Annotated in this window: 14 protein-coding genes; 7 read left to right on the forward strand and 7 right to left on the reverse strand. The window is 69.1% G+C overall.

What is annotated here, in order from left to right; translation table 11 throughout:
• Positions 1 to 143: 143 nt before the first annotated feature.
• The 5 genes from KZC52_RS12485 to KZC52_RS12505 all read right to left on the reverse strand — a co-directional run bounded on the left by KZC52_RS12485 (position 144) and on the right by KZC52_RS12505 (position 5,493).
• The gene (locus KZC52_RS12485) at positions 144 to 1,253 is read right to left on the reverse strand and encodes an ABC transporter permease (protein WP_247624365.1); all 1,110 of its coding nucleotides are present in this window, start codon (positions 1,251 to 1,253) and stop codon (positions 144 to 146) included.
• Positions 1,250 to 2,146, reverse strand: coding sequence for an ABC transporter ATP-binding protein (locus KZC52_RS12490; RefSeq protein WP_247624366.1), 897 nt, complete (start codon positions 2,144 to 2,146; stop codon positions 1,250 to 1,252). Before KZC52_RS12490 ends, KZC52_RS12485 begins: the two co-directional genes overlap by 4 nt.
• An 87-nt stretch (positions 2,147 to 2,233) precedes the next feature.
• Positions 2,234 to 3,445 carry a benzoate/H(+) symporter BenE family transporter gene (locus KZC52_RS12495; protein WP_247624367.1) on the reverse strand — a complete coding sequence of 404 codons (1,212 nt, stop codon included), beginning with the start codon at positions 3,443 to 3,445 and terminating at the stop codon, positions 2,234 to 2,236.
• Between the two features lie 54 nt (positions 3,446 to 3,499).
• Positions 3,500 to 4,207, reverse strand: coding sequence for a response regulator (locus KZC52_RS12500; RefSeq protein ID WP_247624368.1), 708 nt, complete (start codon positions 4,205 to 4,207; stop codon positions 3,500 to 3,502).
• Complete coding sequence (locus KZC52_RS12505) at positions 4,204 to 5,493, reverse strand: sensor histidine kinase (protein WP_247624369.1); 1,290 nt, start codon at positions 5,491 to 5,493, stop codon at positions 4,204 to 4,206. Before KZC52_RS12505 ends, KZC52_RS12500 begins: the two co-directional genes overlap by 4 nt.
• Before the next feature lie 737 nt (positions 5,494 to 6,230).
• On the opposite strand from KZC52_RS12505, the gene KZC52_RS12510 reads away from it, so the two are divergent.
• The 4 genes from KZC52_RS12510 (at position 6,231) to KZC52_RS12525 (ending at position 8,079) form a co-directional block, all read left to right on the forward strand.
• Positions 6,231 to 6,794 (forward strand): hypothetical protein, encoded by a 564-nt coding sequence (locus tag KZC52_RS12510; protein WP_247624370.1) that lies wholly within the window; start codon positions 6,231 to 6,233, stop codon positions 6,792 to 6,794.
• 29 nt (positions 6,795 to 6,823) lie between these two features.
• Positions 6,824 to 7,051: a hypothetical protein gene (locus tag KZC52_RS12515; protein WP_247624371.1), complete on the forward strand. Its 228-nt coding sequence runs from the start codon at positions 6,824 to 6,826 to the stop codon at positions 7,049 to 7,051.
• 99 nt (positions 7,052 to 7,150) lie between these two features.
• Complete coding sequence (locus KZC52_RS12520; protein WP_247624372.1) at positions 7,151 to 7,594, forward strand: hypothetical protein; 444 nt, start codon at positions 7,151 to 7,153, stop codon at positions 7,592 to 7,594.
• Positions 7,591 to 8,079 carry a hypothetical protein gene (locus tag KZC52_RS12525; RefSeq protein WP_247624373.1) on the forward strand — a complete coding sequence of 163 codons (489 nt, stop codon included), beginning with the start codon at positions 7,591 to 7,593 and terminating at the stop codon, positions 8,077 to 8,079. Before KZC52_RS12520 ends, KZC52_RS12525 begins: the two co-directional genes overlap by 4 nt.
• On the opposite strand, the gene KZC52_RS12530 is transcribed toward KZC52_RS12525, so the two are convergent.
• A complete protein-coding gene (locus tag KZC52_RS12530; RefSeq protein ID WP_247624374.1) occupies positions 8,080 to 8,895 on the reverse strand; it encodes a Cof-type HAD-IIB family hydrolase in 816 nt (271 codons plus the stop codon).
• 10 nt (positions 8,896 to 8,905) lie between these two features.
• Positions 8,906 to 9,751, reverse strand: coding sequence for an exodeoxyribonuclease III (locus tag KZC52_RS12535; RefSeq protein ID WP_247624375.1), 846 nt, complete (start codon positions 9,749 to 9,751; stop codon positions 8,906 to 8,908).
• 114 nt (positions 9,752 to 9,865) lie between these two features.
• Between KZC52_RS12535 and pyrE the strand changes: the two genes are divergently transcribed.
• From pyrE to KZC52_RS12550, 3 genes are all read left to right on the forward strand, one after another.
• On the forward strand, positions 9,866 to 10,426 hold the full coding sequence (gene pyrE, locus KZC52_RS12540; protein ID WP_247624376.1) for an orotate phosphoribosyltransferase: 561 nt from the start codon (positions 9,866 to 9,868) through the stop codon (positions 10,424 to 10,426).
• Positions 10,423 to 11,325, forward strand: coding sequence for an ROK family protein (locus KZC52_RS12545; protein ID WP_247624377.1), 903 nt, complete (start codon positions 10,423 to 10,425; stop codon positions 11,323 to 11,325). Before pyrE ends, KZC52_RS12545 begins: the two co-directional genes overlap by 4 nt.
• 187 nt (positions 11,326 to 11,512) lie before the next feature.
• Positions 11,513 to 12,673 (forward strand): anhydro-N-acetylmuramic acid kinase, encoded by a 1,161-nt coding sequence (locus tag KZC52_RS12550; protein ID WP_247624378.1) that lies wholly within the window; start codon positions 11,513 to 11,515, stop codon positions 12,671 to 12,673.
• The last annotated feature ends 3 nt before the right edge of the window (positions 12,674 to 12,676 follow it).

The raw sequence follows: 12,676 nt of genomic DNA on the forward strand, positions 1-12,676 counted from the left end.
GATCGGACTCCGTCGTCCGCCTACGCGTGTCTGAACGCATGTGCCCGCATGGATATTCCTGTGGATGTGCGGGTTTCGTCGTGTGACGCGAAGGAGGGACGGATGCCGTTGCCCCGGCATCCGTCCCTCTCGCCCAGCGCGCCTCAGCCGCGCAGCGCCTCGGTGAGCTTGACCCGCGAGCCCATGCGCAGCAGCGAGTTCTCGTAGATCTTCGCGCCGATCGCGATCGCGGCGATGCAGCTCACCAGCAGGATCGCCAGCGACAGGATCGGCTCCCACCACTGCGCCTCGCCGACGAACAGGCGCATCGGCATCCCGACCGGGGCCGAGAACGGTACGTACGACATGATCGTCAGCACCAGCGCGTTGTCGTTGAAGACGATGACGAGGATGTACGGCGCCATGATGAGCATCGTGATCGGGGTCGTGGTGGCGCCGATGTCCTCCTGGCGTGACACCATCGAGGCCGCCGCGGCGAACAGCGAGGCCAGCAGCACGAAGCCGAAGAGGAAGAACACCGCGAACCACAGGATCGGGCCGCCGAGCAGCGTCAGCACGTCTCTCTGCCCGGTGACGATGAGTCCGACGGTGGCGATCGCGGCGAGGCCGACGATCTGCGCCATCGCGAGGATCGTGTTGCCGATGACCTTCCCGGCGAGGAGGGTGCGGGCGGGGATCGCCGACAGCAGCAGCTCGACCACGCGGGTCTGCTTCTCTTCGACGACGCTCTGCGCGATCGTGCCGCCGAAGGTCGACGCCGCCATGAGGAAGACGATGCCGAAGGCGAGCGCGATGAAGTACCGCAGCAGCGGGTTGGTGGTCGCAGGTTCGAGGATCTGCACCTCGGGCGTCTGCGAGAGGCCGCTGACAAGGGAGCTCGGGGCGTCCTTGAGCGCGATGACGGTGTACCCGGTGGGCCCGCCGCTCGAGACGACCGCCGCGTCGACCTTCTCCTCGCGCACGAGCTGCTCGGCGGCCGCGTCGTCGGCGACCTCGGTCACCTCGACGTCGGGCAGTGCCGACACCGCGGATGCCGTCTCGGAGGTCGCGGCGACCGGGGTCTTGTCGGTGCCGCTGTTGTTGCTGGCGAACCCGCCGATCAGCACGCCGGCGAGAGCGATGAGCATGAGGATGACGGTCGAGATGACGAACGCCTTGCTGCGCAGCTTCGAACCGATCTCGCGCTCGGCGACGAGCCAGATCCCGCTGGAGCTGCGGATGGGGGAGCCTCCCCCGGGAGTCGACGTGGTCACTGGATGACCTCCTTGAAGATCTGGGCGAGGGACGGATGCTTGGGGGCGAAGCTCGCGACGTCGCCGTGGGCGACGGCGGTGCGCAGCACGCGCTGCGCGGTCTCCGCGCCGTCGGTGTCGAATAGGGCGTAGCCGCCCTCGAAGTCGACGACGGTGACGCCCGGTTCGGTGCGCAGCCATCCGGCGTCACCCGCCGAGACCAGCTCGTAGCGGCTGCCGGCGTGCTGGGCGCGGAGCCCGTCGCGGGAACCGGCGGCGCGGATCGTGCCCCCGGCGAGGATGACGAGGTCGTCGCAGAGGCGCTCGACGACGTCGAGCTGGTGCGAGGAGAACAGGATGGATGCGCCCTGGGCGGCGGTGGCCTGCAGCGTCGAGGCGACGACGTCGACCGCGAGCGGGTCGAGACCCGAGAACGGCTCGTCGAGGATGAGCACCTTCGGGTCGTGCACGAGGGCCGCGGCGATCTGCGCACGCTGCTGGTTTCCGAGCGACAGCGACTCGATCGTGTCGTTCAGGCGCTCCCCGAGGCCGAGGTCGGTGAGGATCGCGGTGGCGCGGGTGGCGGCATCCGTCTTGCTGAATCCGTGCAGCCGGGCGAGGTAGACGATCTGCTCGAGCACCTTCATCTTGGGGTAGAGCCCGCGCTCCTCGGGCATGTACCCGAAGTTGCGGCGGTCGTCGCCGGTGACGGCCGTGCCGTCGAGGGTGACGGTGCCGGAGTCCGACGAGAGGAGTCCGAGCACGATGCGCATGGTCGTGGTCTTGCCCGCACCGTTGCCGCCCACGAAGCCGGTGAGCCGGCCGGGGGCGACGTCGAACGAGACGTCGTCGAGCACGCGCCGCGAGCCGTAGCTCTTGGTGATGCCGTGGAGTTCGAGCTTTCCTGAGGTCATGCCTCCACGTTAGGGACGGGGCCGATGCCACGGCATCCCCCCTGTGGGGGATTGTCGGGCATCCACCGCGCGGATGATCGGCCCGCGCTACCGCCGCGCGCTGTGCAGAACCGTGCGCACGACGAGTCCGGCCACCAGCGCCCAGAACGCGGCGCTGACGCCGAGCACGGAGATGCCGGATGCCGCGACGAGGAAGGTGACCACGGCCGGCAGTCGCTCGCCCGGATCGTCGATGGCCTGCTGCACGGCCGAGCCGAAGGCTGCGAAGAGGGCGAGCCCCGCGACGGCGGGGATGACGGCGGCGGGCGCGAGCAGTACGAGGGCCGCGAACGCGGCGGAGGCGGCGCCGAGCACGAGATACGAGGCCCCGGTCGAGACGCCGGCGACCCAGCGGCGCTTCGGGTCGGGGTCTGCGTCGGGAGAGGCGGCGAGGGCGGCGCTGATCGCGGCGAGGTTGATCGCGTGCCCGCCCGCGGGAGCGCCGATCGCCGTGCCGAGTCCGGTGACGAGCATCGCCGGCCGCCACGGCACCTCGTAGCCGAAGCTGCGCATGATCGCGACGCCCGGAACGTTCTGCGACGCCATCGTGACGATGAAGAGGGGCAGCGCCAGGCCCACGATCGCGCCGACCGTGAAGGTGGGGGCGGTGAGTTCGACGCGGGGGAGCAGGATGCCCGGATCGATCGCCGTGCCCTGACGTACGAGCTCGACGGCCACGACCACCGCCGCGGCGAGGAACGCGACCGGAACCGCCCAGCGCGGCGCGAGCCGGGCGACGATCAGCCAGGTCGTCACGACCGGCACGACGCCCCAGGGGTTCTCGACGATTCCGGTGATGGGGGCGAGGCAGAGCGGCAGCAGCACACCCGCGAGCATCGCCTGCGCGATCGACGCGGGGATGCGCGCGATGAATCCGCCGAGGGCCGGCCACAGCGCGGTGAGCAGGATGAGCGCCGCCGTGACGAGGAACGCGCCGACGGCGGCGGGCCAGCCGCCCTCGATGGCGCCCGCCGTGGTGCCGGTCGCGGCGAGCAGAGCGGCGCCGGGCGTCGACCACGCGACGGTGATCGGCATCCGATAGCGCCAGGCGAGCACGATGCACGCGAGTCCCATGGTGAGGCTGGCGGCGAGCAGGCCGCTGGCGGCCTGGGCGGCGGATGCTCCCACCGCCGAGAGTCCGGTGAGCACGACCGCGAACGAGCTGGTGAAGCCGACGAGCGCCGTGACGATGCCCGCGAGGATCGGGCGCGAGAGCGGGGCAGGGGGCGCGGCGGATGCGGCGGACGCGTCGGCGGACATGGATCCGAGGCTATCGCCCGATGCCGGCACCCGCTGTCGTCAGGAGGGAGCGTTTCAGGCGAGCCCGAGGCGGTGCGCGAGCACCACGGCCTGCACGCGATCCCGGGCACCGAGCTTCTGCAGGATGCGCGACACGTGGGTCTTCACGGTCGCCTCACCGATGAAGAGGGTGGCGGCGATCTCGGCGTTGCTGCGGGCATCGGCGAGGAGGGTCAGCACCTCGGCCTCCCGCTCGGTGAACGGCTCGGCCAGCGCGACGGGCGCGGGGGCGGTGCGCGGGGGCGACGGCTCGGCCATCGCGACCGGCGCCGGCGCCGCGGCGGGCGCCGATCCGGCGAATCGGGCGAGCACGCGACGGGTCACCTCGGGCGCCAGCATCCCGTCGCCCGCGGCCAGCGCGCGCACGGCGGCGATGAGGTCTTCGGGGCCGGCGTTCTTGAGCAGGAACCCGCTCGCTCCGGCATCCAGCGCCTGGTAGAGGTAGTCGTCGCGGTCGAAGGTGGTGACGATCGCGATGGCCGCGGTGATGTCGGGGTCGGCGACGATGCGGCGGGTCGCCTCGATGCCGTCCATGTCGGGCATCTGCACGTCCATCGTGATGACGTCGGGGCGCAGCGCGGCGGCCTGGGCGACGGCATCCGCTCCGGTCGCGGCCTCGCCCACGATCTCGATGTCGGGCTGGGTGCCGAGGATCGTGCGGAATCCCGCGCGCAGCATCGCGTGGTCGTCGACGAGGAGCACGCGGATCGGGGTGTCGGTCATTCGGGCATCCTCACGGCCTTCGCGGTCGGGCGAGATGCGGCGGCGGGTGCGACCTTCAGCGGCACCCGCGCCCGCACGCGGAGTCCGCCGAGGGGGCGCGGCGTCACCTCGATCGTGCCGCCCGAGGCGATCGCGCGCTCGCGCATGCCCAACTGCCCGAGGCCCGGTCGCAACTGGCCGACCATGCGGCCGGTGTTGACGACCTCGACCTCGACGCCCGCGTCGTCGTAGCGCACGCGCACGTCGGCGGTGGCGCCGACTCCGGCGTGACGACGGGCGTTGGTGAGCGACTCCTGGGTGATGCGGTAGAGGTTCACCGCGACGAGGGAGGGCACGTCGACTGGTTCGCCGATCACGGTGTAATCCGTCGGCAGTCCCGCCTCGGTCGACGCCTCGACCAGTTCGCGGATGTCGTCGAGTCCGACCGTCGAGGCGGGGTCGGAGCTCTCGCCGCCCGGGGCGCGCAGGGTCTCGAGCAGCTGGCGCAGCTCGCCGATCGCATCGCGCGCCGATCCCTCCACTCCGGCGAGGAGCTCCTTCGCGCGTTCGGCATCCTGGTCGATCACGAGCCGCGCAGCCCCCGCCTGCACGCCCATGACCGACACGTGATGGGCGACGACGTCGTGCAGTTCGCGGGCGATGCGCACGCGGTCGAGCGCGACGGCCTGCGCCGCCGTCACCTCGCGCTCGCGCTCGAGTTCGGCGGTGCGCTGCTCGAGCACCGAACGCTCGGATGCCGAGATCCACGAGCGCTCGCCGAAGTAATAGGCCCCGCCGAAGTAGAGGAGGTTGAGTAGGATCTGCAGCATCATGAAGGCGACGTAGGGCGACATGGCGCCCGCGATGACCTCGGCTTCGTCGGCCTGGCTGATCGCGTCGCGGTACATCGTGATCAGCAGCCACGCGAACATGCCGACGATGATGCCGATGCGCACGAGCATCGCCGCACGGCGGTTGTTCATCCAGGCGCCCGCCGTGTAGATGCCGATGAACATCGCGATGTTGCCGACGTAGATCTCCGGCACCCGGATGGTGACGGCCGCGAAGTACGCGGCGGAGACGACGATCGCGACCGCGGCCGGGTAGCGCCGCCGGAACGCCAGCGGAGCGGTGATGATCACGGCGTAGACGAGGGCGGTCCACAGCTCGGCCTGCTCGTCGCCGTAGATCTGCGAGATCGACGAGAGCGCGGCGCTGAGGATCGCGCCCACGAACAGCACGGCGGCGAGCAGCAGATCGCTGCGCCGCTCGCGCGCGGTGGGTGTGCGGTGGAACTCGGCGGGCATCCCTCCACCGTAGGGCGCGGCGCGGGGCCCCGGCATCCCCCGTGCGGCGGATGCCGGTCATGCGAGTCGCCCGGCGAGAAAACGGAGACGAAGAGCGGGTGCCGCGGCGCGTCGCGGCCCGACACGCTCACAGTGAACCCCTCCCGTCCGGGTTTTCTCGCGGCTGATGCCGCTTTAGTTGGGTTGCTGAGCCTGTCGAAGCACCCCGCGCGAGAGACTCGTCGCCGGATCAAGAACACCCGTTGACACCGGTTCCTCCGGTTGTATGAGAGGTTTGGGGAGAACTTGACAAGTAAGCAGTACTACGATTTCTTGGTCGAGAATTGCGGGAAATTTCATGTCGGTAGCATTGCGTGGTTGGGGAATAGGTGCCGTTGCGGTTTGCGGCGCGCTAGTGCTTGTTGGCGCCGCGGCGCTTATTGTCGCCCGAGCAACAGGCGAAAGTGAAGGCCCGGGAAGTCAGGTGGTCTTTCCGGCTACGTGGAGCCCAGCGCAAGGCTACTCGAGCGGAGAGTCGGCGCTCGAGGGGTCTTCGATTACTCTCAGTGAGGATCATACGGCCGATCTTTCTCGCGTCTACATTGGGGAGATCGCTAATGTCGACGGCGAGGGCTGCATGTCAACCGGTTATTCGGAGTTCTCCGGTGAGGCTCGCTGGGACGTCGGCCCCGATGAGTCTCTTTTTGTACGTACCGCTAAGGGCGACGCCCTCCTCGTTCCGTACCCTGGTCGGTTCGATGGATACGACTGGAGCTCTCTGGCTCAGCCCGTTTGCGACGGTTCTCCAAACTGGTATGTGCTTCAAACCTCGCGCCGCTGATATTTCGGGCATGCTGAGACTTGTGCAACCGATGCCCTGGGCGCTGTCGATTCTCCTCACGGTGGGCCTTACCGGCTGCGCTTCAGAAGCGAACCCGGTTACTGAAGTCACGGATGCCGACGTGGTGGGAAGCTGGCGAGCCGGAGGTGCCCCTGCTGATTTCGAGCTGGTCGTTCTTGCCGATGGCACGTACCACGCGGAGCAATGGCCTCTCAACCTCGCATGCGGCGTCCCGCAAGCGAAGTCAGCCGCCGATGTGTCGTGGGACGACACCGTTTCGCTGGAAGGGCGATGGGTGCTTCACGAGGGTAGTGGAGCGTCGATGACGATTTTCTTCCCGTCGGAAGTGTGTTCCGGATATAGCCCCTCAGCGTCCCTGTTTATCGAAGGCGACGGTCGGCTCACACTTAACTTCTACCTCGAAGTCCCAGACTTCGTCGACTCGACGACGACTGTCGTGTTCTATCGAGATTCTAGGTGAAAGGGCGCCCGCTTGAAGGAGCTTGACAGATGATGCTCGATGCTGTCGTTGGCACGATATTGGTGTTGTTTGGCGTTGCTTTGATTGCGTATCGCAAGCGCGCGTATCGCGCGATCCACGCGCTTCTCGAGAAGTTCTATGGCGGCGCGGTTGCGGACATGTCTGTATATCCCCGTACTGCTCCGAGGTGGAGCATCTTTGTCGGGGTCGTCGCGATAGGTTTGGGCGTGTTCAATCTGATCGACATCATCGTCTGACGTTCCCTCTGACGATTGGCAAGGCGGTGACGGTGGCGATGCGGCGGCGACAATGCCTCAGAAGCAAGTGAGCGGGCGCGGAGGGTGACTCTTCGAGAGATGGCCGGATGGTGGCTCCTCGGCATCGCTGGGTTCGCGGTGCCGGTAGGTATCGAGATGCTCCTCCGGGGAGCGCCGCGCTGGAATGAGATCCCGCCCGGCAACCTTTCGACTCTGCCCAACGCCCTGGGTTTCGCCATCCTGGGCTGCACATTCTGCTTCGGTCTCGCGCTGCTGACGCGCGGACACGCCACCCTGTCTTCGCTCTGGGCGACCCGCCTGTGGCTCACCTGCGGCGCATTCGGAAGCGTCTGCGGCATCGCCCTGTGGCTCAGTGGTGTCTATAGCGAGCTCGACTTCCCGGGTCCGCAGGAGGGGAGCGCGGTGACTCTGATCCTCGGGTTCGGCGGCCCACTCCTCGCGCTCGGCTCGTTCATCTTTCTTTTCATCAGCATGCTGGGGAAGTCGAACGTCAATCACCTGTCTAGAGGCAGGTTCGAATGAGCATTCGAAGGAGAACACGAGTAGCGGCTGCAATCGGAATCGGTGTCGCGGCCACTCTTGCTCTATCTGGATGCACCGAGCAGAGTCCGTTCGAGGGTAAGTTCGTCTTCCCGATCGTGTGGTCGGCTTCGAACGCTCCCGACATGGCCCCAATTCAGTCGGCTCGGCTGACGGTGCACGAGGACGGCACGGCGATGTTGGAGGACTTTCCCTCGGGCGCCTGGGATGGAGAGTCAGAACCTGGCTGTATCGACTTCGAAGGGGAATCGCTCACTGGGTGGGCCGACTGGGAGTTCCTCAGCGAAGGGGAACTACAGATCTCTTCCGCCGAGGGGTCCTTCAGTATCTATGCGGACTCGGGCCTGTTCGGCAGCATCGGTTGGGGTGACTTCTTCCTCTACGGTTGCGACGGGATGCAGTTCGGCTTCAGTGTGCGTACGCAGGTCATCCTTCCGGGCGAACGCGATGGCGACGAGTCTGGCTGACTAACCTGCTGCCAGCACCCGCTCCACCACCCGCGCAACCCCGTCGTCATCGTTCGAGGCGCCGATCTCGTCGGCGGCATCCTGCACGACGGCATCCGCGTCGGCCATCGCGACGCCGTGCCCGGCCCAGCGCAGCATCTCGACGTCGTTGAGCGCATCGCCGAAAGCCATCACGTCGGCGCGGTCGACGCCGAGGTGGGCGCAGAGACGGGCGAGGCCGGTGGCCTTGGTGACGCCCTCGGCCATCACCTCGACGAACGGTGCACCCGACAGCGTCGCCTCGAACCCGGTGAGGCCCAGCGAGGTCAGCGCGTCGAACAGGACCGACGGCGCGAGCTCCGGATGCCGGATCACGAACTTGAGACTCGGGGCGTCGAGCACCTGATCGAGCGGCACCCCGCCCATGGTCTTCGGGTCGCGCTTGTGGTCGGAGAGGTCGGCGATCGCCGCGTACCCCTCCTGGGCGACGAAGGTCTCGCCGCCCTCGCGCACACTCGCGAACAGCAGCCCGGGCACGCTCGCGCGCAGCGCCTCGGCCAGCGTGCGGATGGTCTCGGCCGGCAGCTCTTCGGCGAACAGCATCCGCCCGTCGGTCAGGTGCGTGGCGTAGGCGCCGTTGCTGCAGAGCGCCCACTCGCGGAAGTCGGCGTCGCCGGCGATCGCACGCAGGCCGATCGGCTGGCGCGCCGTGACCGGAACGACGTGGATGCCGCGGGCCCGCGCCGCGTCGAGCGCCGCCCGCGTGCGGGGCGTGACCGACGAGGTCGAGTCGAGCAGGGTGCCGTCGAGATCGGTGGCGATCAGCCGGAGCGTCATGGGTGGAGCGTCACGAGAAGATCATCGGCAGATCGTCGTCGTCGTCCGCGCCCCCGAGGTCGATGTCGGCGACGACCGGCACATGGTCGCTGGGCTGCTCGCCCTTGCGCTCGTCGCGGTGGATCGAGGCACCCGTGACCGCGTCGGCGAGCGTGCGGGAGCCGAGGATGAAGTCGATGCGGATGCCCTCGTTGCGGGGGAACTTGAGGCGCTGGTAGTCCCAGTAGGTGTAGCCCTCGGGGAGGATCGGGCGCACGACGTCGGTGAGCCCGGCATCCGCCATCGCGAAGAACGCGGCGCGCTCGGCGGGGGAGACGTGGGTGGATACGCCCTCGACGATGTCGGGGTCTCCGTTGTCGGTGTCGAACGGGATGATGTTGAAGTCACCGACCAGCGCGAGCGGCAGGGCGGGGTTCGCCGCGAGCTCGGCCGCGGTCGAGTTCTTCAGCGCCGCGAGCCAGTGCAGCTTGTAGGCGTAGTGCGGGTCGTCGAGCGAGCGACCGTTGGGCACGTAGAGACTCCACACCCGTACGCCGTCGACCATCACGCCCAGCGCGCGCGCCTCGAGCGGGGCATCCGGACCCTCGTGACCCTTCGCGAAGCCGGGCATGCCGTCGAACCCGGTGCGCACGTCGCTCATCGGCAGGCGGCTCGCGATCGCGACGCCGTTCCACTGGTTGAGGCCGTGCACCTCGACCTGGTAGCCGGCCTCTTCGAACGGCCCGTAGGGGAACTGCTCGGGTTTGCACTTGATCTCCTGCATCGCGAGCACGTCGATGTCTTCGCGAACGGCGAATTCGACGGTGCGGGCGACACGGGTACGGATGGAGTTGACGTTCCAGGTGGCCAAGCGCATGCGTCCAGCCTAGTTGCGGCCTCGGACACGCGATCTGCGGCCCGCGACACGCAGATGACGCCCCGACGACATCTGACAGCGCAGTCAGAGCGCGACTCTCCTACACTGGATGCCGTGACCGCACTCGACGCAGACCGCCAGAACCTCCTCGCCCTCATCACGGACGAGGCGGTGTTCCACGGCGACTTCACCCTCTCCAGCGGCAAGAAGGCGACGTACTACGTCGACATGCGCAAGCTCACGCTCGATCATCGCGCCGCCCCCGCCATCGGCCGCATCATGCTCGACCTGATCGCCGACCTCGACGTGGTCGCCGTCGGCGGGCTCACGCTCGGCGCCGACCCGATCGCGAACTCGGTGCTGCACGCCTCCGTCGCGGCCGAGCGTCCTGTCGACGCGTTCGTCGTGCGTAAGGAGCCCAAGGACCACGGTCGCGGTCGTCAGATCGAGGGAGCGGATGTCGCGGGCAAGCGCGTCGTCGTGCTCGAAGACACCTCGACCACCGGCCAGTCGGCACTCAAGGCGGTCGAAGCGCTCCGCAAGGAGGGTGCCGAGGTCGTCGCCGTCGCCGTGATCGTCGACCGCAAGACCGGAGCCCAGGCCGCCATCGAGGCCGAGGGTCTCGAATGGCGCGCCGCCTTCGACCTCGACGACCTCGGACTCGACCCCCAGTGACCCGCTACGCCCTCGCCGTCGACGTCGGCGGCACGAAGATGGAGGCCGCCCTCGTCTCCGAGGACGGCACGCTCGTCGACGGCTCCCGCAGCCGCCAGGCGACCGGACGCGAGGCGACGCCGGAATCGTTCGACGCCGCGGTGGCCGCGATCGTGCAGCACGCCCTCGCCGCTCTCCCCGCCGATGCCGAGCTCGTCGGCGCGGGTGCGGGAAGCGCCGGCCCCGTCGACCGCCCGAGCGGCACGATCGTGCCCGTGAACATGCCCTCGGCGCGCGGCTACGGTCTCGCCGCCGCGGTTCGGCGCGAAGCATCCGCCGTGCTCGGCCGCGACCTGCCGACCGTGCTCGGTCACGACGGCGGCGCGCTCGCGCTCGCCGAATCGTGGCGCGGTGCGACGCAGGATGCCCGGGCCTCGCTCTCGATCGTCGTCTCGACCGGTGTCGGCGGAGGCTTCGTCGTGAACGGCGCGTACATCCCGGGAGCCTCGGGCAACGCAGGGCACCTCGGGCAGATCCGCCGCGAGGGCGGGCTGACGCTCGAGGAGATCGCGTCGGGCCCCGCGAGCGTCACCTGGGCGCAGCAGCAGGGATGGGTCGGGTCGACCGGCGAGGATCTGGCGCGCGACTCGGCCGCCGGAGACGCGATCGCGCGCGCCGCGATCGAGCGCTCGGCGAAGGCCGTCGGTGAGGCACTGGCGGATGCCGCGACCCTCGTCGACCTCGACGTGGTCGCGATCGGCGGTGGCTTCTCGCGCGTCTCCGCCGATTACATCGAGCTGGTGCAGGAGGCGCTCACCGCGAGCGCCGTGCACGAGTACTCCCGTCGCGCGCGCGTCGTGCGCTCGGGACTGGGTGACGAAGGCCCGCTGATCGGCGCCGCGGCGCTCGTGCTGCGCTAGCTTCCGGGCCGGTCAGCGATCGGGGCGTTCGCACGCGCGCCCACCCGAGACGCCACATTCCTTGCGAGACACCACGTGCGCCGTGATGTCTCGCGACGCCTGTGGTGTCTCGACACGCGAGCGGCATCCGTACGCACTCCTAACAAATTCCGCGTACCCTCGTAGCAAGACGACGAAAGGGGCACGCATGCGCGTACTCGGACTGCTCTCGGGTACCTCCCACGACGGGATCGACGTGGTGGTGGTCGACTTTGCCGAGCACGACGGCGCCCTGCGTGGCACCGTGCTCCACGAGGACAGCGTGCCGTACGCTCCCGACCTCCGCGCCCGCCTCGTCGCCGCCCTCCCTCCGGACCAGACGACGCTCGCCGAGGTGTGCGAGCTCGACACCCTCATCGGCCAGGCCTTCGCCGACGTCGCCGCCTCGGCTGCGGCATCCGTCGGGGGAGTGGATGCCGTCTGCACCCATGGCCAGACCGTCTACCACTGGGTCGAGGGCGATCACGCCCGCGGCACCCTGCAGATCGGCCAGCCGGCCTGGATCGCCGAGGCCGTCGGTGCGCCGGTCGTGTCGGACGTGCGCATCCGCGACATCACCGCGGGCGGGCACGGCGCTCCGCTCGTGTCGTTCCTCGACGAGTTGCTGCTGCGCGGCCGGGGTGAGGTCGCCGCGGCCCTCAACCTCGGCGGCATCGCCAACATGACGGTGGTTGCCGACGGACGCGTCTCGGCCTACGACATCGGCCCCGCCAACGCGCTCGTCGATGCGGTCGTGGTCGACCGGGGCCTCAACGTCAAGGGCTACGACGAGGATGCCGCGATCGCCCGCGCCGGAACGATCGACGAGGCGCTGCTCGCCGACCTCCTCGCCGAGCCGTACTACGCGCTGTCGGCGCCGAAGAGCACCGGCAAGGAGCACTTCCACCTCGACTACGTGCGGGCGCACGTCGCCGAGCGCGAGATCAGCGATGCCGACCTCGTGCGCACGCTCACCGAACTCACCGTGCGCACCGTCGCGCAGGACGTCGCGGCCGCCGGCATCCGCTTCCTCGCCGTGTCGGGCGGCGGATGCCACAACCCGGTGATCCTCGACGGCCTGCGCTCCGCCCTGCCCGGCGTCGACGTGGTGCTCGCCGACGAACTCGGAGCCTCGGTCGACAGCAAGGAGGCGATCCTCTTCGCGCTGATCGGCTGGTGCACGATGCACGGCGTCGCCGCGATCGTGCCGGGTGGCACGGGGGCCCGGGCGCCGCGCATCCTCGGCACGATCACGCCGGGTGAGGGGCCGCTGCGGATGCCGGAGCCGGTCGACGCGGTGACGAGCCTGACGCTGACGACGTCGGGCTAGTCG

Origin of the sequence: Microbacterium galbinum, from assembly GCF_023091225.1 — a bacterium.
Lineage (GTDB): Bacteria > Actinomycetota > Actinomycetes > Actinomycetales > Microbacteriaceae > Microbacterium > Microbacterium galbinum.

What these genes read in the sequence shown, in the direction of transcription:
- KZC52_RS12490 (WP_247624366.1), bottom strand. Translation starts at nt 2,146, where the DNA reads ATGACCTCAGGAAAGCTCGAACTCCACGGCATCACCAAGAGCTACGGC.
- KZC52_RS12495 (WP_247624367.1), bottom strand. Translation starts at nt 3,445, where the DNA reads ATGTCCGCCGACGCGTCCGCCGCATCCGCCGCGCCCCCTGCCCCGCTC.
- KZC52_RS12500 (WP_247624368.1), bottom strand. Translation starts at nt 4,207, where the DNA reads ATGACCGACACCCCGATCCGCGTGCTCCTCGTCGACGACCACGCGATG.
- KZC52_RS12505 (WP_247624369.1), bottom strand. Translation starts at nt 5,493, where the DNA reads ATGCCCGCCGAGTTCCACCGCACACCCACCGCGCGCGAGCGGCGCAGC.
- KZC52_RS12510 (WP_247624370.1), top strand. Translation starts at nt 6,231, where the DNA reads ATGGATACGACTGGAGCTCTCTGGCTCAGCCCGTTTGCGACGGTTCTC.
- KZC52_RS12515 (WP_247624371.1), top strand. Translation starts at nt 6,824, where the DNA reads ATGATGCTCGATGCTGTCGTTGGCACGATATTGGTGTTGTTTGGCGTT.
- KZC52_RS12520 (WP_247624372.1), top strand. Translation starts at nt 7,151, where the DNA reads ATGGCCGGATGGTGGCTCCTCGGCATCGCTGGGTTCGCGGTGCCGGTA.
- KZC52_RS12525 (WP_247624373.1), top strand. Translation starts at nt 7,591, where the DNA reads ATGAGCATTCGAAGGAGAACACGAGTAGCGGCTGCAATCGGAATCGGT.
- KZC52_RS12530 (WP_247624374.1), bottom strand. Translation starts at nt 8,895, where the DNA reads ATGACGCTCCGGCTGATCGCCACCGATCTCGACGGCACCCTGCTCGAC.
- KZC52_RS12535 (WP_247624375.1), bottom strand. Translation starts at nt 9,751, where the DNA reads ATGCGCTTGGCCACCTGGAACGTCAACTCCATCCGTACCCGTGTCGCC.
- KZC52_RS12550 (WP_247624378.1), top strand. Translation starts at nt 11,513, where the DNA reads ATGCGCGTACTCGGACTGCTCTCGGGTACCTCCCACGACGGGATCGAC.